Genomic DNA, 21,688 nt, shown 5'->3' on the forward strand with positions numbered 1-21,688 from the left:
TTAATTTTTAGTCCCCTTTACAAGATATTCATAAGCAGCTCTTAAGGGCTTATCATAATGTAAATTATAAATTGGCATTTCATTATGTGTGTCTTGATAAAATTGCGAAAATACATAAAGTCCTAAAATATCCTTATCTATATTATGGATCGAATGTTCTTTAAGAATCTTATCCACAAAAGCATCTATTTCTTTCTCAGTAATAGACTTTTTATTTTTTCTGCTATTTAAAAAATCTTCTACTAATTTCTTATCAAGAATTTGTCTGTATGCTAAGATCTCAGTATCAGAAAATTCTCTCTCCCCAACTTCCAAATCAGGCTTAATACCAATATTATGAATACTGTTACCAGAAGGAGTATAGTATTTGGAATTTGTAATCTTAAATCCTCCAGTATAGAAAGGTAATATACGTTGAATTACTCCTTTACCATAAGATTTTTCACCTATAACATAAACTCTTTGATTATCTTTTAAAGCTCCAACTAAAACCTCCGATGCTGATGCTGAATGTTTATCAATCAAAACAACAATTGGCATGTCCAAAGGCACTATATGTGAAGAACTAGCCTTGTATTCCACAGGAACCTTAGAATCTCTTGCCCTTGTTGATACAATAAGTCCTTCAGCCAAAATATCATCAGCTATCTCTATTGCATCTTGAAGATACCCCCCAGTATTAAATCTTAGATCTAAAATCAAAGATTTGATGTTCTGAGCTTGCAGTTTTTCAAAAGCTTTTTTAAAATACGTATTAGTATTTGGATTAAAACTTAATATCTTAATATACCCAACACTTTTATTAATAACATCATGTTTAACAGTCTGTATATCTACTTTTTCTCTAATAAGTTCAAATTCAAGTTTTAAATCTTTATCTCTTAGAACAGAAATTTTAACTTTAGTACCTGCTTTTCCTTTTAAAAGACTACCTACTTGCTCTATTGTCATTAAAGTAGTACTCTTACCATCAATATCCGTAATGTAATCACCAGACTTAACTCCAGCCTTATAAGCAGGTCCCTCTTCAAAAGCAGTAACAATCATTACATAAGAAGCATCAAAAACAGAACTATCAGATTTTACAGGAACATTTTTCTTAACAATAGAAACTCCAATCCCAACATAATTTCCTTCAGTAGTCTTTGAAATTTCTACTAAATCTTCTTTTGTCAAATATTGCGAATAAGGATCATTTAATGCTTTAAACATACCTTTTAAAGCACCTTCAAAAATAGCCTCATCATCAACAGGTTCAACATAATTCCTCTTAATAAAATTAAAAGCATCCATCATCATTTGACCATAAGTGGATGCAGACATCTTCCCCTTAGAAGGATTCGTTTGTGCAAAGATAGATTCTACAATAACTGAAGAACTGATACTTAAGGCTAATACAAAGTATACAAATACTAAACATTTCTTTTTCATTGAATAATTCCTACATAAATAAAACTTGATTTTATCTTCATAATATAATATTTTAAGATTATGTTAAAGACAAATAACTCAAAAACAAAAAGAATAATTATAGGTCTCGTTCTTATTTTACAAATAATCGCAAGCATATTAATATTGTTAGCACTATATGGATTTGCTGAGAGAACAATATTTGCAAATAACTCTTCTATAAAGTTTATGATAGCATTCATCATATTCTCACCAGAATTATGTATATCAATATTAACAACAAACTACATTCTGTATGAACAATTCAAAATCCTTCACAACTTAATCATCATAACAAAAACCTTTCAAATAGTAATGGTTTTTTTACTTATTATATTGGGATTAAGCCTTGACTTATTATATGTATATCAGCCATGGCTATTTATGCTTTTAGGAATAATAATAACTTATACTATATTTAACACAGTGATTTTAATTTTAATAAAAATAAAAAATAAAATAACGAGGTAAAGGTTTGATCATCATTCCTGTAGCTAGTGGAAAAGGAGGTGTTGGTAAATCTCTTTTTTCAACAAATATTGCAATTTGTCTTGCAAATGAAGGGAAAAAAGTATTACTTGTCGATCTTGACCTTGGCGGTTCAAATTTACACTCTATGCTAAATATCATACCTAAGAAGAGTATTGGAACTTTTCTTAAAACAAAAATTCCCTTTAAAGACGTAATAATTGAATCAGGAATAAAAAATTTAAGCTTTATTGCAGGAGATTCAGATATTCCTGAACTTGCAAATATAGCCATCTTTCAAAAGAAAAAAATAATAAATAACTTAAAAACCTTAAGCTATGATTACCTAATAATTGACCTTGGTGCTGGCACAACATTTAATACAATAGATTTCTTTCTAATTTCAAATCGAGGAGTAATAATAACGATTCCAACAGTAACAGCAACAATGAATGCTTATTTGTTCTTAAAAAATGCAATCTTTAGGCTTATATCAAAAATATTTACAAAAGAGACAAAAGCATACAAACTAATATCTGACATAAAAAAAGACTCTAGCGATTTACAAAAAATATATATACCTAATCTATTACTCAAAATAGAAACTTATGATCCTGAAAGTTATGAAAAATTTATGAAAAAATTTTCACAGTTTAGCCCTTTCATAATATTTAACATGTTAAACAAACCTGATGACATCAAAAAAATTAAAAGGATACTCAAATCTGCAAAAGACTATTTAAATATAAATTTACAAAGTATAGGTTCAATTTATAAAGATGAGCTTATTGACAAAGCATTAAACCATAAAATACCAATAACTATTTATAAACCAACAAGCTTAACTTCCAAAAGTATTAAAAAAATAGCGAAAAAATTAATTGAACTTGAAACCATAATAAATGATGTAGAACTCTTAAGTGAAGACGATCTAAACGAAAGCTATCATTTTGTAATTCAAGAAGCACAAGATGAATACCTAGAAAAATATGCATATCTTGAATCATTACTAATGAACAAAACAATAGACAATAATGCAATTATTGATATAATAAAATCTCAACAAAAAGAAATTGCAACATTAAGAAAACAAAATATAATGTTTAAAAAAAAATTATTTGCACAATTAAAAAAAGACTAAGGAGAAAGAAATGCCGAATTATATAAATTATCCTAGTTGGTTACATCCTGAAATAATTAAAGGTATTCCAATTACATGGTATAGCCTATCTTATATTATCATAATAATAATTTCTTATAAATTCATTTGGTATCAAATACAAACTGATAAACTTAACATAGAAAAAAGTGATTATGAAAAACTAATGTTTTCGCTTGTTATGGGAGCAATAATTGGCGCAAGACTAACATCTACTTTGATTTATGATAGGAGTGGAATTTATTATACACACCCATGGCTCATCTTTCTGCCATTTGACCGAAACTGGAATTTCACAGGTTTTAGAGGAATGGCAATACACGGAGGATTTTTCGGAGTAATTATTGCACCAATAATAATGATAAATACCAAACTCAAAAACACAAATATAAAAAAATACTTCAGAAAGATAACTGATTACGGAGCAATAGCCTTCTCTTCAGGATATATACTTGGAAGATTTGCTAATTTTGCAAATGCAGAGCTTTATGGAAGACCAATGAAAGGCGGTATAATATTTCCCAATGCAGAACTTTTTAAAGTAAGTCAGAAAGGAGTAAGAGAATTTGCAGAATCAATTGGACTGGAAATATTACCTCACGACTTGTTCATTAACCTACCGAGGATTCCATCACAACTTATTGAGGGATTATTTGAGGGAACTGTAACTTTTTTATTACTATGGTTTATTTTTAGGAAAATAAAAAGATATGACGGTTTTATCTTTGGAGTATACATAATTCTTTATGGACTATTTAGATTCTTTATCGAGTACTTAAGAGAACCAGACAAGGAAATAGGATTTGTTATAACTTACAAAAAACCTGAGAGCATATTAGATTTCTCATTTTTAAACATATCAATAGGACAAATATTTTCATTAATTTTAATATTATCTGGAATAATTTGGCTCTCATGGGCCAAAACAAGATCGGAAAAACCAAAGAAATAAATCATAAAATATAGATTTATACCAAAATTAATATAAATTTATTTAAATAAGATGAAAAATCCAAATACAATTGTAATATCTGAAGGAACAATTAATGATAATGATATTACAAAGATCAAATCTATTTTTAAAATATCACAAATAGTAAAATCTAGAAGAAATATCTCTAGCGAATATATCAAACAAAGTAATATTAAATTTGCTATTATTTATAACCACAAAAGACCAATAGATTTTTCAATAAATATGGCAAATGACTTAAAAAGCATTAATAACATTCATTCTATTATCATAGACAACAAATCTATAGATGAAGCAATATATAGGCCAAATTACATAGAAATATTAAAAAATATCAGTGAATTAAATGATAAACACAAACTCATACAACAAAAAAAACTTTATTATGACAATAATAATGCTAATCTTGATTTTTTCTTAAATCTATCTGAACTTATTCAAGAAATAGTGATCATTACAAATACTGACAATGATATCATTTACATTAACGAAAAAGGAAGCAAAGAACTTGAACTCCCAATAAAGATTGGGGGCAAAACAAATAAAATAAGTGACATCAATATCATAGATTTAGAAAAAGATACAAAAATAGATTTAAGTTACAATATCAATGATATTCCCGAATTCAAAAACATACTAATAACCGACTGCCTTTTAAAGATTAAGAATAACAAAAAATTAATAGTAGACTTATTTATCAGTACAATTGCTCAAAACAATATTGATAAATTAATTACAATAAAAGACATATCAGAATTAAAATCTAAACACAATATTCAAGATCTAACAATCATCGATCAACAAACAGATCTGTATAACATTAAAGGACTTGAAAAGCTATTGATAAATCAAATTGAATCTTCTTATAAAAAAATATATTTATTTGATCTGGATTTACACATCAATACAGAATGTAAATATAAAGACAAGAGAGACAACTCCGACTTAAAGATACTTAAGAAAATTACTTCGAGAATAATGTCGTTTTATTCAGAATATATATTTAGATTAAAAGACAATAATTTAATAGTCATTATATCCACAAGCGGAGGAGAACAAAGACTAATTTCAATTGCAGAAGAAATCAAAAAAACCATTTCTAGAGAACTTAAAAAAGAAGGCCTCATAATATTTAAATTCAACATAGGAATAATAGAAGTAAACCTAAAAGAAGATATAGAAACAAAGATTTCAAAATTAAAAATAGCAACAAAAATATCCGATGAATATAAAGATTCTACGCCTATTTTATACAAAGATGAATTACCAGAAACAATACTTATCAAAAAACAAAATAAAATATTTGAATATATAGTAAAAGCAATAAAGAATGACTTTTTTAGTCTATACTATCAAAAAATTACTCCTCTTAAAAAAGATCTAAAACCCAAAATTGAAATATTAACAAGACTTTTTGACTACACAGGAACTCCTATCCCAAACAACAATGTATTTAGCTTAATAGATAAGTATAATTTAACTGTTGAAGTGGATAAGCTGGTAGTTACTAAAGCATTAAGAGAATATACAAATTTCGTAGCAAAAAATGGTGTTCATATCTTTTCAATAAATATTTCACCATACTCACTCAAGTCCAAAAATTTCAGAATATTTCTAAAAGAAACACTTCTTAAAAGCCATGTTCCACTTCAAAACATATGCTTAGAAATAACAGAAACTGGTATTTTAGAAAATTTTGAATTAATCAACACATATTTCAACGAACTTAAAACCTTTGGAATCAAACTTGCACTTGACGATTTTGGCAGCGGATATACGTCACTTTCATACATTAAAATCTTGCCAATAGATATCATTAAAATAGATGGTTCTTTCATTCAAGTAATAAATTCTAGTCAAACAGATCTCGTAATAATAAAATCAATAAAAGACATTGCTGACACAAAAAAAATAAAAATTATAGCTGAATTTGTATCGAGTGAAGAAATACTTAAAAAGATAAACGAAATAGGAATAGATTACGGACAAGGATTTCTGTGGCATAAACCAGAGCCAATATAAAAATATACAAAAATATTTCTTAACACTATAACAACATTTAAACTCATTTTATCTTCAAGATAATTGCAAGTTCAAACTCGCAAATCCATTGCACCCTATTTTCTATTATTATTAAACTGCATTTAAAAAAGAATAGAATGTTATAATAAATAATCAGGAGGAGAAATTTCAATGGCAAAACAAAATCCTTGGACTTCTTTAAAAGAAGAAGATAGAAATAACATTTTAGAATTTACTCAAAAATACAAAAAATTTTTAAGCACAGTTAAAACTGAAAGAGAAGCCACCAACTATGCTATACAAAGGGCAAAGGAAAAAGGTTTCATTAATGCCTGTGAAAGGCAAGAACTCAAATCTGGAGATAAAATCTTTTACACATGTCGCAATAAAAATATTGCTATTATATTTATCGGAAAAGAACCTATTGAAAACGGAATGAATTTCATTGTATCACACACAGATTCACCAAGACTAGATGCCAAACCATCACCAATTACTGAAGAGAACGAATTAACAATGATGAAGACAAATTATTATGGTGGTATCAAAAAATATCAATGGTTATCCCTTCCTTTATCAATACGGGGAATAATATTTTTACAAAATGGAGAAAAAGTAGAGATTAACATCGGTGATGATAAGAATGATCCCGTATTTGTAATTCCCGACATCCTGCCACATCTTGACAGAAAAGTACAAAGAGATAAAAAAGCTGATGACATCATTGAAGGTGAAAATTTAAAAATCATAATTGGAAGCCTACCTATTGAGACTAAAGAAAAAGAAAAAGTAAAATCTGCTACTCTAAAGTTAATAAAAGAAAAATACAAAATAGAAGAAGATGATTTCGTTTCAGCAGAAATAGAAATAGTACCAGCAGGAGAAGCAAAAGACGTAGGATTTGATAGGGCACTAATTGGTGCTTATGGTCAAGATGACAGGGTATGCGTTTACACTTCACTAGAAGCTATCCTAAATTTAGAAGAAACACCAAGCAAAACCGCTATATGTTTTCTAGTTGACAAGGAAGAGATTGGATCTACTGGATCAACCGGGCTAAACTCAAGATATCTTGAGTACTTCGTATCAGACATAATATTCAAACTTGAACAGAACAAATATAATAATCTCTTTGTTCAAAAAGTATTATGGAACTCAAAAAGTATATCTGCTGATGTTTGCGGTGCAATAAATCCCTTATTTAAATCGGTTCATGATGAACAAAACGCACCTAAATTGGGATATGGAATATCTATCATGAAATATACAGGTCATGGAGGTAAAATCATGGCTAGTGATGCTGATGCTGAACTTGTCTCTTATGTTAGGAATTTGCTAAATAAAAATAAAATAGCTTGGCAAGTAGCCACACTTGGGAAAGTAGACGAAGGTGGTGGAGGAACTGTTGCAAAATTCTTAGCATATTATGGTATAAGAACAATAGACATAGGACCTGGTGTCATTAGTATGCACTCACCATTTGAAATAACCTCGAAATTTGACGTATATACTTCTTATACGGCTTATAAAGCATTCTTTAAGGGATGACAAACATGAATAAAGAAACAATAAAAACATCAGAACACATTTTAGAATGCTTTGGGGGCATTGCAAATATCAAACAAGTAGACAAAGATCTAACTAGAATAAAAATATTAGTTGACAGCAATTCTCTAGTTAAGAGAGAAAATTTAACAGAAGATCAAAATATTATAGGAGCAATTAAGTCAAATGAATTCACAGAAATTGTAATGAACTTTGAAATAATTGATGACGTTTATAGCAATATCATGTATATGATGAATAAAAAAACACAATAGGACCCATTTGGGTCCTAAACTTCAAAATTTCTTATATAATCAATGACAGCTTCGGGTTTTAATTCTTTATTTAAAATTTTATACACTATGCTCGCTAAATTATGACAATTTGAATCACTACCTAAAAATTTAAAAAGCAAAGCAACTTCATTAGCAGCAACTACTCCCTCTGGCAAATAACCAATTTTATGAATATTATTTATCAAATCATCTATACCAGCCAAACCTTCTAAAATATTTTTACTAACAATTTCACGACCAAATCGTCTATTTCTTCCAAAAATACTTCTACAAGTAACATCTAAATCCCCAGAACCAGCTAAAAATAAAAATGTTTCCGCATTGCAAGAACCAAGCTTAAACGCAATATTTTTCATGTCATTTAAAGAAACTGAGAATAAAAAAGACTCCGTATTATTGCCTATTAAATTTGGATTTTCAATTTTATACTCATCCAAAATTCCAAATGCAATTGCAAATATATTTTTCAAAGCCGATGCTATTTGAACCCCAAGAATATCATCACTATAAAACATAGAAATAGAAGTATTACTAAATAAATTAATAAATTCAAAAGCATTGGCTCTATTCTTACTAGCAGCAACAAGTCCTGTAATAATTCCAAGTCCAACTTCTTCGGCATGACTTGGCCCTGCAATATAGGTAATTTCATCTTTATAGTCACTTAAAATACTCTCTGCAACATCTACAATCGTACAAGGTCTCCCATCAATTGTTATAAAACCTTTTGTAAGTATTGCCAAATTAAACTTTTTAGTAGTGCACATACTTTTCAATTTATTCAAAACATTTAAAGTATAAAGAGAAGGTGTCACAACAAAAACATAATCAGCTTGATCTACAACATCATGTAAATCAGAACTTGCAACCAAATTATCTGGTAATTTAATATCCTTTAAATACTTGACATTTTCATGATCATTATTGATGCTATCTCTAACATCTTCTTCAAAAGACCATATTAAAACATTATCTTTAAATTTATCTGACAAAACCTTAGCAATAGCAGTGCCCCAAGCTCCTGCTCCTACTATAGATATTTTCATATATACCTCCTTATAATCATGAGTTTACAACAACTCATATTTTATTGTTTCATCCAGGTAAACTCTAATCTTATCATTTTCTTTAAATTTTTTTGAAATCATGTCATTGACTAATAAACCTCCAATCTCCTTGAGCACAATTTTACGCACACTCTTAATGCCAAGCCCATTTCTATAAGTCTTATTTTGAAAATAATCGACAATATTTTCTTCAAAAAAAACATCGACTTTTTCATTTTTTAGTATCTTAATAAAACTATTCATCTCTTCAATAATAATTTTTTCAAAATCATCCTCACCCACAGGCTTAAAGAAAAAAATATGATCCACAAGATCCAAAAGCTGAGTAGAAAAACGTTTCTCTAGCAAACTTCTACCGTCGATTGTTTCGGTTTTAAATCCAATACCATCAAATTCCCTATGTTTTATATCAATATCTAGTATTATTATACTATCTGACAAGCTTACACTTCTACCAAGACTATCAAAAAGACTACCCGTATTAAATCCTTCAAAAAAAAAATCTATAACCCTCTTGGAAGATTTATCAAAATCGGACAGGACAATAATTGAACTTGAAGATTCACTTAAAAATTTAAAAAACTTAGTAGGTTCATCATAAGATTCAGATCCATATACAGGTCCTATTAATCTATTAATACCATCAAAATCACCGTATTCACTCATTCCCAAAGTCAATTTAGGTATCTTAAGTTCTTCTGATAAAATACATGCAAGCTTATTCTTATCTACATCAGAAGAACCCATCAAAATGAAAATACCAAGAGTATTATTTTTTAAGAGAAATTTAATCCTTAAAAGTTTGATATTTAATATCAAATCAGATAAAATATTCTCATCAATTATCATGCTCTCTCTTATTTTACGCTCCAGATTAATGAGTAAGTTTTGATCATAATCATCAAAATTAAAAACATTAGTTCCAATCATGGACTTAACAAAAATTTTCACATCATCACCCGTTATAACTTTTTTATTACCCTCAAGTTTAAATTTAGCCCCAAGACCATCTAATAGGTCAAAAGCTTTATCAGGAAGGAATCTGTCTTTAATATACTTAGACATAGTAATTGAAGCCCATATGGCCTCATCTGTATACTCCACATTATGATGTTTTTCATACTGTTCCTTAGCCCCTTTTAAAATAAGATAAGTATCTTCAAAACTTGGTTCTTTAAGTTCTATGCTATGAAATCTTCTCATTAAAGCTTTATCTTTCAAAAAGAATTTTTGGTATTCATATTTGGTAGTAGCACCAATTAATTTTACTTTACCTAAAGTTAATATAGGCTTTAACAAATTTGAAACATCTATGTTGCTAAAAGACGTAGCCCCAGCTCCAACTATCATATGAATTTCGTCGATAAAAAGAATTACTTTTTTTTTTAAATATAAAAAATCTAAAAGTTTATTTACTCTATCTTCAAGATCTCCTCTATATCGAGTTCCAGATATAAGTCTCCCAATATCAAGAGAATAAACCTCATAACCTACCAATTCCTGAGGTACTTGACCTACCTTTATCATATAAGCAAGTCCTTGCAATAATATTGTCTTTCCAACTCCAGGCTCTCCAAATACAATTGGATTACTCTTATATTTACGAAGCATTACTTGAGTCAACTCGCACAACTCTTCCTCGCGGCCAATCAAGGGGTTTTTATCTAAGCTTGGCTCTAAACTATCAATAACATTAACTAAAAAATCTTCAACCAAATTGTCATTATCAGACAAATCATCACTTTGCTCTAACTTTAAATAATCTTCTTCAAAAATACTCAAACCTCCATCCTTATCTATCTCTTTACCGAAAAGATCATTTGCAATAAATTTTTCATTTTCACTAGAGTTTAAATCTAAGTCTGAACCTAAGTAATCATAAACTTCAATTATCTTGTCAAAGATAGTCAAACTAAAACCTGATTTTAATAAAGCATCTAAAATTATATTTTTTCTTTTCCTAATTAATACCCATAACAAATCTTTCTCTTGCAACCTATAAGGCTTCTTATAATAAAAAATTGTATCGACTATCTCTTGATATAAATCATTCATCTTAAAAAGATAATCTGAAATATCAGAATCTCTTAAAGGAAGCTGTTTAAAGAACTTTTCCAAAATTTTATTAAAACTATAAAAATCAAGTGTACATAAACTAAGCAACTCTTTAATTTTTTCATCGCTAATTAAACTGTAAAAAATATGCTCTTCAGTAAAAACAAGATGCTTACGTTTCATAAAAAACAGAAATGATTTAAAAAATAAATTATTTAAAGCTCTTCTGTTATACATGAAACACCAACTACAAAATAACCCTCAAAATCCTCTTTTTGCCAATTTTAAGTTCAATTTCACCATTGGTAAAATTATCCTTATTAAGACAATAATCTTGATCCCCTATTCTCACTTTATCTATATAAACTCCACCAGAATTAATAAGCCGCCTAGCCTCTGACTTACTAGATACAACTTTAGAGAGAACCATTAGATCAATTAATAAAATACTTCCTTCTAAACTATTTAATGCCAATTTAAAGAAAGGAATATCTGCTCTATTCCCTTCATCTCCTTTAAATGCTGCTCGAGCTGCTGAGGATGCTTTGAAAGCTGCATCTTCTCCATGAACAATTTTTGTTATTTCAAACGCCAAGGTTTCTTTTGCCTTATTTAACAAATACCCTTTAACGCTTGATATATGTTCGATTTCATCATCGCCCAAAAAAGTAAATAAATACAAAAAATTCTTAACATCCAAGTCTGGAATATTCCTAAAATATTGATAAAAATCATAAACACTGTAAAGCTCTGCATCGAGATAGACTGCTCCCTTTTCTGATTTTCCCATCTTTTTACCATCACTTCTTGTAATAAGCGGCAATGTAAGTCCAAAAACTTCTGTTCCCAACTTTTTCTTAACTAAATCAACACCTGAGACAATATTTCCCCATTGATCATCGCCCCCAATTTGAAGTTTACAATTTTTAATTTTGTTTAACATATAAAAATCATATGATTGCAAAAGCTGATAATTAAATTCAATAAACGAAAGACCATCCTTAATTCTTCTCTTATAAGTTTCAAAACTCAACATACGATTAACAGAAAAGCAAACACCAATATCTCTTAAAAACTCAATATAATTAATATTATCAAGCCATTCTGAATTATCTAGGATATATCCGTGACTGAAATCTATTATTTTAAGCAATTGTGCTCTTATAGCTTTAACATTTTTTTCTATATCCTCTTTTGATAAAATTTTTCGCATTGCATCCTTACCTGAAGGATCTCCTATTTTTGTAGTTCCACCACCAACTAAAGCAATCGGAATATGACCTTGCCTTTGAAGGTGTGCCATTGCCATAAAAGGAATCAAATGTCCAATATGCAATGAAGTAGAAGTAGCATCAACACCAACATAAAAAACTACTCTCTCCTCATCCATTAATGTACTTAAGGCCTCCAAATTTGTACACTGTTTTAAGAATCCTCTTTTTTCCAAAATCTCTAAGGCAAGATTCATCTATTTGCAACTCCCTTATAATTTAGAATTTCAGTTCTAATATATGAATATAAATCATCAATAGGAATCCTTATTTGAGCCATACTATCTCTATTCCTTAAAGTAACCGTTCTATTTTCAATAGTATCATAATCTACTGTTACACAATAAGGTGTACCAATCTCATCTTGACGCCTGTAACGTTTGCCTATTGTACCATTGTCATCATAAAACATGTAAAAATCATCACTAAACTGCATAAACACCTTTCTGGCAAGCTCAGGAAGACCATCTTTTTTTACAAGAGGAAGTATTGCAACCTTATAAGGAGCAAGTTTAGGATGCAAACGCAGAACTATTCGTTTACCTTCTCCCTCAAGTTCCTCATGAGCATAAGCATCACAAAGAGTCATTAAAACACTCCTTGTAAGTCCAAGAGACGTCTCAATAACATAAGGAATATATTTATCACCTCTTGTTAAATCATGATATTCAAATAATTTAGGCTTACCACAAAACTTTGCATGCTGAGACAAGTCGTAATTACCTCTATTATGAATTCCCTCAATTTCTTGAAAACCAAATGGAAATTTATACTCAATATCAACTGCAGCTTTAGCATAATGAGCAAGTTCATCCCCTTTATGTTCTTTAAACCTAAGATTATCAGATCTTATTCCAAGAGTTTCAATAAAAAAATTCATTCTCTTTTGCTGCCAATAATAATACCAATCATCCATCTGATTAGGATGTACAAAAAATTGCATTTCCATCTGTTCAAATTCACAAGTCCTAAATATAAAATTCTTAGCTACTATCTCATTCCTAAATGCCTTACCAACCTGAGCTATGCCAAAAGGAACTTTGAGTCTTGTAGAATCTAACACATTGCGAAAGTTAACAAAAATACCCTGAGCAGTTTCCGGCCTTAAATAAATTTCATTAGAACTATCCTCAACAGCTCCAATATTAGTCTTAAACATTAAATTAAAACTTCGTGGAGTTGTAAACGTACCTATAGAATTACAACTAGAACAACCATTAGACAAATCAATAGAATCTATTCTAAATCTATTCTTACAATTTTTACAATCCACTAATAAATCTAAAAAACTATCAACATGTCCTGATGCTTCCCAAACCTCAGGCCTCATTAAAATCGAACTATCTAATCCTACCACATTTTCATGTAAGTAAACCATGGTGTTCCACCATTCTTTTTGTATGTTTTTCTTAAGCTCAATACCCAAAGGTCCATAATCCCATACACCTGAGAGACCTCCATAAATTTCTGAGGATTGAAATATAAACCCTTTTCTTTTAGCAAGCGAAATAATATCTTCTATTTTAATCATATTAAACATCCTAAAAATTTATTCCAAACACTTATTTACATTCATGTCTTCTTAAAAATTGCTGTGCTTGATTTATTCTATTAAAAACTTTAGTTTTACCAAGTAATTGCAAAGAATCAAAAAGAGGCGGTGATACCTTACTTCCAAGAACTGCTATTCTGATTGGAAGGAGTACTTCTCCTATTTTCAGATTATTTTCCTTAGCAAAATTATAAAAAATTTTTTCGTTTTCAGACAATATTCTTGTTTCAAATCCTTCCAATAGTGGCTTAATCTTTTCTAAGAGCAAACAAATATCACCTGCTGTTTTTTTCTTACCTACAAACTCATCTAAATTCCACGTTTCAATATCTTCATAAAAAAACTTAAGCATCGTAACAGACTCACTAAGTTTTCTAATTCTTGGCTTTATTAGAGAAATTAAAAGAATTAATTTTTGCTCATCAAAAGAATTAATATCTTCTTTAAGATAGCCTGCTTTTTGCAAGAATGGAATTATAAGCTTGGCTAACTCATTATTTCCCTTCTCCCTAATATAATGGCTATTAAAAAAATCTAATTTATTATAGTCAAAAACAGCGGGAGATTTATTGACTCGCTCAATAGAAAATAACCTTCGAAGTTCATCTTTTGTAAAAAATTCACTCTTATCATCATAAGACCAACCAAGTAAAGTAATGTAATTAATAATGGCTTCCGGAAGATATCCATCATCAATAAATTGTTTTAAAGCTGTAGCACCATGTCTCTTACTTAATTTTTGCCCATCACTTCCCATGACCATTGGCAGATGACAATAAATGGGGGGATTCCATCCAAAAGCACTATAAAGAAGTACATGTAAAGGACCTGAGGAAATCCATTCCTGAGCTCTTAATACATGAGAAACTTCCATTAAGTGATCATCAACAACATTGGCAAGATGATAAGTTGGAAGTCCATCAGATTTAAGAAGCACAGGATCAGGACTAATATCCTTATTTGCCCACGTAATTTTGTCAAGTAAAATATCATTAAAACAAGTCTCCCCGTCAAGAGGAATCTTAAATCTAATAACAGGGGTTATTCCTAAACTTAAAGCATCTCTCATCTCACTCTCACTTAAATTCCTACAATGTCTATCATAACCTGGTGCCATCTTGTTAACAGTTTGAATTTTTCTGATTCTCTCTAGTCTCTCAGGCGTGCAATAACAATAATAAGCATTTCCCAATTCAACCAATTGTTTAGCATATTTTTGATATATTTCTGTTCTCTTTGACTGAACATAAGGTGCATAAGGACCACCACAAGTAGGACCCTCATCAAAATCAATGCCAAGCCACTCTAAACTTTGATACAAATCCTCTTCTGCTTCTTTAAAATACCTAGTTTGATCCGTATCCTCTATTCTAAGCAAAAATTTCCCACCACAAGATTTAGCAAAAAAATAATTGAATAAAGCTGTTCTAATTCCCCCAATGTGCTGCAAACCAGTTGGAGAAGGTGCATATCTAACTCTTATATTCACAACATAACCTCTTTTAATAAAAGATATCCTTTTTTGAAATATCATAAATGTAGTAAAACACTACAAAAAATAAGTTTGAATTAAGTAACCTTGTATGCTTAACATTCAGTCGATCTTTATATTTAAAATATTTATCTCTAATCTCAAGTCTATTTTTTTCAACCAATTGGTACTCTAAATTTGATCTTTTTAAGATATAATAAAAATAAACTGTAAAAATAAGATCTCCTCTTAAAAAATACCTTTTTAAAAGGTTTATTTCATTACTCAACTTTTCATAATCTTCATCGGCAATAGTATTAAGTGCCACACAATACCTTAACCATTTATTTTGACTGTATTCATGATTGGCAATTAAACCAGAGGCTTTCTCTTTCTCCCTAAAACTAATACATATGGAATAAAGTTCTATAATTGTCTTATTACTCATTTTAGTATCTTTTAAATAAAAATAAATCTCGTCAAGACTATTTTTATCTTGTTTAATTAAAATTATCTTTAAAAGAAGAGAAATATCAAATACACTCTTAAGTGTTTTGCGCAGCATCTTAAGTTTTAAAAAAGTATAAGTATGCTCTATGTCATTCAACATAAAATATAATCTTGAATATAAAAACTTAGAATAAACAATATTAAAAATAAATATAAATACAATAAAAGTTAAAATAAAAGAATAATGTAAGAAAATAAAGTCTAAAAAATTTGAAAATTTGAAAATTTCTAATAAATAAACAAAATATAAAAAAGCAACAAGAAATACGATATTAAAGATAAAAAGTATTCTGTCAACCATTAAAGATCTCTCATAATAAAGTTCAATGTTAAAATTAATGTATACATGTAGTATTATACTAAATAGATATACAATTAATAAATAATATGCGATAGATGCTTATTATTAAGTTTGCAGCTTAAGGGGAAAAATGCAAAATTTTGATAACCTAGCAAAAGATATAAAAAATTTTTCGTACATAATAGATAAAGACTTTCTAGTATGGCCTCAAAACTCGCTCTTACAACCCGTAAACACTGAACTTATTGAAAAATGGGACTTAAAAGGTGCACTCAAAATACAAAGAACGTTCTTTAATGAGACATTAATAAAAGAAACAAAAAAGCTTATTAATGTAGAATATGATGAAAAATCAATTGCCAACTATCACATACTAATAAGCAATTTAGAAGAAATATATGAAAAATGCAAGAAAAATAAAAAAATCTACTATCAAGACGTCCTTCCAGTCGTCAAAAAGGTAATGGAATTTTATAAAAAAAATCAACAAACATTCATCAAATATATGAAAATACCTAAACTCCTATCCGATTATCATATTGTTCACTCAATAAATACCGCAATACTAACCGTAGCACTTGGAAACGAGATGAATTTAAATAATCACAAAATGGTTGAACTTTGCACAATAGCTATTCTGCACAAAATAGGTTTCCTATTTATCCCCTTGCAAATAAGTGAAAAAAAAGAAAAATTAAGTAACGAAGAATTTGAAGTAATAAAAAAATATCCCGTACTTGGTCATAAAATACTCTCAACCACTAATTTTTCACAATCTATCTGCTCAGCAATACTAAATCACAAAGAAAACTTAGATGGTTCAGGATATCCTAATAAACTCAAAAGTGAAAATATAAATATTGAGTCTAATATAATAGGTGCTGCTAGCTCATACAGCGCAATCCTTCTAGATAGAACATATAAAGGGGCCTCAAATTCTGGTGCATCTCTTATTGAACTAATTCAAGATGCTGATAAGAAATTTGATAAAAGGGTTTTAAAACTAATAATTAAAGTTCTCTCTCAATGTCCTCTAGATTTTATTGTTGAACTCAATGACAACTCAATTGCCAAAATAACAAAAATTAACGAAGATAATATTAATGTCCCATATATAAAATACATAATAAAAGATGACAAAATTGTATCTCCTAGTGAAAATCAAAATTATGTAAAGTCCATACCAAAAACAGAAACAGGAATAAAAAAAATACTAAGACAAGATGAAATAGAATTTATTTCAAAAAAATATGGTTTAAAGGAAATATAAAAGGAGTAAAGTATGATTTTAATAACATCTGCAATGGATGAAGAATCCATAGAAATAAATAAAATTATCGAAAACAAAGAAGAAATTATATTAGACGATTATTCAGGTGAGAAGAAAATTTATAAGGGAGAAATTGCGGGTCACAAGGTAATCTCTTTAACTACTGGCATTGGAAAAGTAAATGCCGCCATGTGGAATAGCTACATTATATCAAAATATAAAATCACTCACATAATCAACTCAGGAACTGCTGGTGGGCTTAAAGAATCTGCAAATCTTAAAATAACAGACATCATAGTATCATCAGAGACTGCATTTCATGACTTTAATTTAACCAAATTTGGACATAAAATAGGACAAGTACCAGGTTTTCCACAAAAATTTAAAGCAGATGAAAATTTATTAAACAAAGTTGTTAATATTATTGAAGACAAACTTAAAAATATTAATGTTCATATTGGTCTAATAATTACAGGTGATCAATTTATTGGAGATAAAAAACAATTAGAAGAAATTAAAAATAACTTTGCAGATGCTTTAGCTGTAGAGATGGAAAGCGCTGCAATTGCCCAAGTAGCACACACATTCAAAATACCTTTTATTATTACTCGATCTGTATCTGATTTACCAAATAACAAAGATAATCACATAGACTTCAATAAGTTCCTACAAGATGCATCAATGAATTCAGCTAAGATAGTAAAGGAATTAATTAAACTCATATAACTTAAATAAGGTGACAATATGCTCAATAATAATTTAACATCAACATCTGAAGCCGTATCTGAAGGACATCCCGATAAAATTGCGGATCAAATCTCTGACGCTATACTTGATGAAATACTCAAAAAAGATAAAATGGCAAAAGTCGCATGTGAAACTTTAGTTTCACAAAATTTAATAATCATAGCAGGAGAGATAAACAGCAAAGCAAAAAAAGAAATAAATATAAAAGAAATTGCAAAACAAACAATAAAAAATATTGGATACACAAATATAGAATATGGACTTGACTACAAATCTGCTACAATAATTGATGCTATTGGCTCTCAGTCAATTGACATTACAAATGCAGTTGAGAAAAAAGATACAAACGATATAGGAGCAGGTGATCAAGGAATAATCTTTGGTTATGCATGCAATGAAACTGAAAATTTCTTGCCCATAGCATACGAATTATCTAACTTAATACTGCAAAAAGCTAGCAAACTTAGAAAATCAGGCCAAATTAAATGGCTACGCCCCGATGCAAAATCCCAAGTTACCATTGAATATGATTCTAATAAAAATCCTATTAGAGTCAATAATATTGTTGTATCTCATCAACATGATCCCGGTATTCCCCAAGATTTTCTAAGACAAACAATCATTGAAAAAATTATCAAACCTACCCTTCAGAGTAAATCAATGCTTGATGAAAATATAAAATATTATATTAACCCCTCAGGCAACTTCGTCATCGGTGGTCCTACTGGAGATACGGGCCTTACAGGGAGAAAAATTATTGCTGACAGTTATGGTGGATTTGCAAGACATGGTGGTGGTGCTTATAGCGGCAAAGATGCTACTAAAGTTGACAGATCAGCAGCTTATATGGCAAGATACATTGCTAAGAATATGGTGGCAGCAGGAATTTCTAAAGAATTTGAAATGCAACTTGCTTATGCTATTGGAATCCCCAATCCAATATCCATTACAATAACTACAGGCATAAATGATAACGAATATGAAAAAAAAATATTAAGTTTTATCATCAATAACTTTGACCTAACTCCCAACGGCATAATTAAAAAATTAAAATTAAGAGAACCCATTTACTCTAAGACATGCACATACGGACATTTTGGAAAAAATGAACTAGAATGGGAAAAACTAGATTTTGTAGACACAATAAAAAAGGAGTTCAAAATATGAATAAAATACCAAGCTTTACAATTGATCACACAAAGCTAAAACCTGGCATATATGTTTCAAGAAAAGATATATTTGATAATTTAACATTCACTACTGTAGATATTAGGATGAAAGCTCCTAATAGAGAACCTGTAATTAACAATGCAGAAATACATACAATCGAACACATAGGAGCAACATTGCTTAGAAACAATAAAGTCTGGGGCGATAAAGTATTATACTTTGGACCAATGGGTTGCCGGACTGGATTTTACCTAATCCTTTTGGGTAATTATGAGAGCAAAGATCTAATTGATTTAATATCTTGGCTTTTTCATGAAATTGCAAATTTTCAAGGGAATGTTATAGGCGCAACTGAAAAGGAATGTGGAAATTACCAAGATCATAATCTAAACATGGCAAAATATGAATCTAATCGATATTTAGCAATACTAGCTAACATAAAAGAAGAAAACTTAATATATCCTTAAAGTAAAAATCTCAAATATTCTGGATTATCTGCTTAGATAAGTCTAAAAACTCATCTCCTGAAAGTTCAATATTACTGCCTCTTGTAAAACCAAAATTATCTCCCTTAAATCTTGGAACCACATGAAAATGAGTATGAAAAATAACTTGTCCAGCATCAGAGCCAATTGCACTATAAATATTAATTCCATTACAAATATTTGAACCTAACTTTTTCAAAGAGAGAGCTACTTTCTTACAAACCTTCAATATTTGTCCATTAAGTTCATCACTCATACCCAAAGCATCATTGCTATGCTGCTTTGGAATAACAAGAGTATGTCCAACATTTAAAGGATTAATATCTAGAAAAGCAAACACCAACTCATCCTCATAAACCTTATAACAGGATATTTCATTTTTTACTATCTTACAAAAAATACAACCACTCAAAATTGTCTCCAATTTAATTCCGTTTTAATCTCACCTTTAATTTTACTAAAAATAGATCGTACTTAAAAATAATTGGTTAATACTAATCTTGCTATATTAAAATAAGCAATTAAGGTAACAACATCAGCAATAGTAGTAATTAAAGGTCCAGCCATTAAAGCTGGATCTATTTTTATAAACTTGGCTAAAATGGGTAAAAGACCTCCCAATATTTTTGCTACCATCAACCCTATCATTAAACATGCAGAAACAACAAAAGCTATTTTGAATTTCTCATTATGCTCAGGAATTACAAAAAATACAATTCTTAAAAAATTAATACCAGCAAGAATTGAACCAACTAGAATACTAACACATACTTCCTTAAGTAGCACCTTAAAAAAATCCTTTACCTTAAGAGTTCCAAGAGCAAGTTCACGAATAATCAATGCAGATGCCTGAGAACCAGCATTACCCGAAGTATCCATTAAAAGTGGAATAAAGCTAGTTAAAATAACCAAAGATAAAACCAAATGCTGATAATTAGTGATTATAGTGGCGGTTAAGGTAGAAGATATCATAAGAATCAAAAGCCAGATTATTCTATTTTTTGTCATATCAAAAATAGAAGTATCAAGATAAGACTTACCTAAAGGAGTAACTGCTGCCATTATCTGGAAATCTTCAGTATTCAAATTCTGAATAACTTCAAGAATATCATCAATAATAATAACTCCTATCATTCGCCCTTCATTATCAACAACAGGAACACTTGAGATATCATGATTCTGAAAAAGAAGAGCAACATCTTCCTTTTCATCACTAACTTTCACAATATAAAATCCGCTACTCCTCATTATTGCAGAAATAATAACATCATCACCAGATAACATCAAATCTTCAATTTTAATGACACCTTTTAACCGTTTTTCTTCATCTGTAATATAATAGGTATAAATGTCTTCCTTCGTTTTTGCAACCTTTCTAATATAATCAAGAGCTTCTCCAACACAAAAATAATCTTTAAGCTCAATATATTCTATCGTCACAATTGAACCAGCAGAGTCATCACTGTAAGACAAGAATTTATTAATAATTTCCCTATTCTCCTCAGTAGAACTTGCTAAAAATCTTTGCACAACATTTGCTGGAACTTCTTCTAAGAGATCAATAACATCATCAAGATTTAATTCATCTACCATCTCTCTTATTTCTCTGTTTGTAAAGGAATTAGCCAATTTATTTTTTGTGCCTTGATCAAAATTAGAAAAAGCTTCAACAGCAACTTTTTTGGGTAGGAATCTATAAAGTAAAATTAAATCAGAACCATTAAGTTTTTTTAAAGCTTCACTAATATCAAAAGCATCGTATTTTAAAAGCTCTTCCTTTATGTCAGAATATTTCTTCTCTTCAAGCAAGGTTCTTAAAAATACAACATCTATCATATCAATATCTCCAAGATTTTAATTTTGAATAAATGTTTATA

Annotated in this window: 19 protein-coding genes; 10 read left to right on the top strand and 9 right to left on the bottom strand. The window is 29.3% G+C overall.

The window, feature by feature from the left end:
• Entirely contained in the window at window positions 1-1,431 is a 1,431-nt protein-coding gene (locus bpSLO_RS01755) for a S41 family peptidase (RefSeq protein WP_025375386.1), read from the bottom strand.
• A gap of 60 nt (window positions 1,432-1,491) precedes the next feature.
• Between bpSLO_RS01755 and bpSLO_RS01760 the strand changes: the two genes are divergently transcribed.
• From bpSLO_RS01760 to bpSLO_RS01785, 6 genes are all read left to right on the top strand, one after another.
• On the top strand, window positions 1,492-1,920 hold the full coding sequence (locus bpSLO_RS01760) for a hypothetical protein (protein ID WP_081719334.1): 429 nt from the start codon (window positions 1,492-1,494) through the stop codon (window positions 1,918-1,920).
• Window positions 1,921-1,924: 4 nt separating this feature from the next.
• Window positions 1,925-3,058: a P-loop NTPase gene (locus bpSLO_RS01765; RefSeq protein ID WP_246989750.1), complete on the top strand. Its 1,134-nt coding sequence runs from the start codon at window positions 1,925-1,927 to the stop codon at window positions 3,056-3,058.
• Between the two features lie 10 nt (window positions 3,059-3,068).
• Window positions 3,069-4,028: a prolipoprotein diacylglyceryl transferase gene (gene lgt, locus bpSLO_RS01770; protein WP_038447893.1), complete on the top strand. Its 960-nt coding sequence runs from the start codon at window positions 3,069-3,071 to the stop codon at window positions 4,026-4,028.
• 51 nt (window positions 4,029-4,079) lie between these two features.
• Window positions 4,080-6,071: an EAL domain-containing protein gene (locus bpSLO_RS01775; protein WP_025375390.1), complete on the top strand. Its 1,992-nt coding sequence runs from the start codon at window positions 4,080-4,082 to the stop codon at window positions 6,069-6,071.
• Between the two features lie 171 nt (window positions 6,072-6,242).
• Window positions 6,243-7,619 carry an aminopeptidase gene (locus bpSLO_RS01780; RefSeq protein WP_025407428.1) on the top strand — a complete coding sequence of 459 codons (1,377 nt, stop codon included), beginning with the start codon at window positions 6,243-6,245 and terminating at the stop codon, window positions 7,617-7,619.
• Entirely contained in the window at window positions 7,616-7,891 is a 276-nt protein-coding gene (locus bpSLO_RS01785; RefSeq protein WP_025375392.1) for a PTS transporter subunit EIIB, read from the top strand. The genes bpSLO_RS01780 and bpSLO_RS01785 overlap by 4 nt, the downstream gene beginning before the upstream one ends.
• 14 nt (window positions 7,892-7,905) lie before the next feature.
• Here bpSLO_RS01785 and bpSLO_RS01790 read toward each other — a convergent pair whose 3' ends face one another.
• Genes bpSLO_RS01790 through bpSLO_RS01815 form a run of 6 tightly spaced genes read right to left on the bottom strand, consistent with a single transcriptional unit; the run spans window position 7,906 to window position 16,139 of the window.
• A complete protein-coding gene (locus bpSLO_RS01790; RefSeq protein ID WP_025375393.1) occupies window positions 7,906-8,958 on the bottom strand; it encodes an NAD(P)H-dependent glycerol-3-phosphate dehydrogenase in 1,053 nt (350 codons plus the stop codon).
• A 24-nt stretch (window positions 8,959-8,982) separates the two neighbouring features.
• Entirely contained in the window at window positions 8,983-11,271 is a 2,289-nt protein-coding gene (locus bpSLO_RS01795) for an AAA family ATPase (RefSeq protein ID WP_025375394.1), read from the bottom strand.
• A 10-nt stretch (window positions 11,272-11,281) separates the two neighbouring features.
• On the bottom strand, window positions 11,282-12,502 hold the full coding sequence (gene tyrS, locus bpSLO_RS01800) for a tyrosine--tRNA ligase (RefSeq protein ID WP_025375395.1): 1,221 nt from the start codon (window positions 12,500-12,502) through the stop codon (window positions 11,282-11,284).
• Window positions 12,499-13,836 (bottom strand): glycine--tRNA ligase, encoded by a 1,338-nt coding sequence (locus tag bpSLO_RS01805; protein ID WP_025407427.1) that lies wholly within the window; start codon window positions 13,834-13,836, stop codon window positions 12,499-12,501. The genes tyrS and bpSLO_RS01805 overlap by 4 nt, the downstream gene beginning before the upstream one ends.
• Window positions 13,837-13,867: 31 nt before the next feature.
• Complete coding sequence (gltX, locus tag bpSLO_RS01810; RefSeq protein WP_149029320.1) at window positions 13,868-15,391, bottom strand: glutamate--tRNA ligase; 1,524 nt, start codon at window positions 15,389-15,391, stop codon at window positions 13,868-13,870.
• Window positions 15,360-16,139, bottom strand: coding sequence for a hypothetical protein (locus bpSLO_RS01815; RefSeq protein WP_025407426.1), 780 nt, complete (start codon window positions 16,137-16,139; stop codon window positions 15,360-15,362). The genes gltX and bpSLO_RS01815 overlap by 32 nt, the downstream gene beginning before the upstream one ends.
• 130 nt (window positions 16,140-16,269) lie before the next feature.
• On the opposite strand from bpSLO_RS01815, the gene bpSLO_RS01820 reads away from it, so the two are divergent.
• The 4 genes from bpSLO_RS01820 to bpSLO_RS01835 are packed head-to-tail and all read left to right on the top strand — an operon-like array spanning window position 16,270 to window position 19,793.
• Window positions 16,270-17,409: an HD-GYP domain-containing protein gene (locus bpSLO_RS01820; RefSeq protein ID WP_025375399.1), complete on the top strand. Its 1,140-nt coding sequence runs from the start codon at window positions 16,270-16,272 to the stop codon at window positions 17,407-17,409.
• A gap of 12 nt (window positions 17,410-17,421) precedes the next feature.
• Entirely contained in the window at window positions 17,422-18,135 is a 714-nt protein-coding gene (locus bpSLO_RS01825) for a 5'-methylthioadenosine/adenosylhomocysteine nucleosidase (protein WP_025375400.1), read from the top strand.
• A gap of 18 nt (window positions 18,136-18,153) precedes the next feature.
• On the top strand, window positions 18,154-19,323 hold the full coding sequence (gene metK / locus bpSLO_RS01830; protein ID WP_025375401.1) for a methionine adenosyltransferase: 1,170 nt from the start codon (window positions 18,154-18,156) through the stop codon (window positions 19,321-19,323).
• The gene (locus bpSLO_RS01835) at window positions 19,320-19,793 is read left to right on the top strand and encodes an S-ribosylhomocysteine lyase (RefSeq protein ID WP_025375402.1); all 474 of its coding nucleotides are present in this window, start codon (window positions 19,320-19,322) and stop codon (window positions 19,791-19,793) included. The genes metK and bpSLO_RS01835 overlap by 4 nt, the downstream gene beginning before the upstream one ends.
• Window positions 19,794-19,803: 10 nt before the next feature.
• On the opposite strand, the gene bpSLO_RS01840 is transcribed toward bpSLO_RS01835, so the two are convergent.
• Both bpSLO_RS01840 and mgtE read right to left on the bottom strand, forming a co-directional pair.
• Window positions 19,804-20,223, bottom strand: a complete 420-nt coding sequence (locus tag bpSLO_RS01840; protein ID WP_172797962.1) for an HIT family protein — start codon at window positions 20,221-20,223, stop codon at window positions 19,804-19,806.
• Between the two features lie 62 nt (window positions 20,224-20,285).
• Window positions 20,286-21,647 carry a magnesium transporter gene (gene mgtE, locus bpSLO_RS01845; protein WP_025375404.1) on the bottom strand — a complete coding sequence of 454 codons (1,362 nt, stop codon included), beginning with the start codon at window positions 21,645-21,647 and terminating at the stop codon, window positions 20,286-20,288.
• Window positions 21,648-21,688 lie beyond the last annotated feature (41 nt).

The sequence above is a fragment of the Borrelia parkeri genome (assembly GCF_023035815.1).
GTDB classification, from domain to species: Bacteria; Spirochaetota; Spirochaetia; order Borreliales; family Borreliaceae; genus Borrelia; species Borrelia parkeri.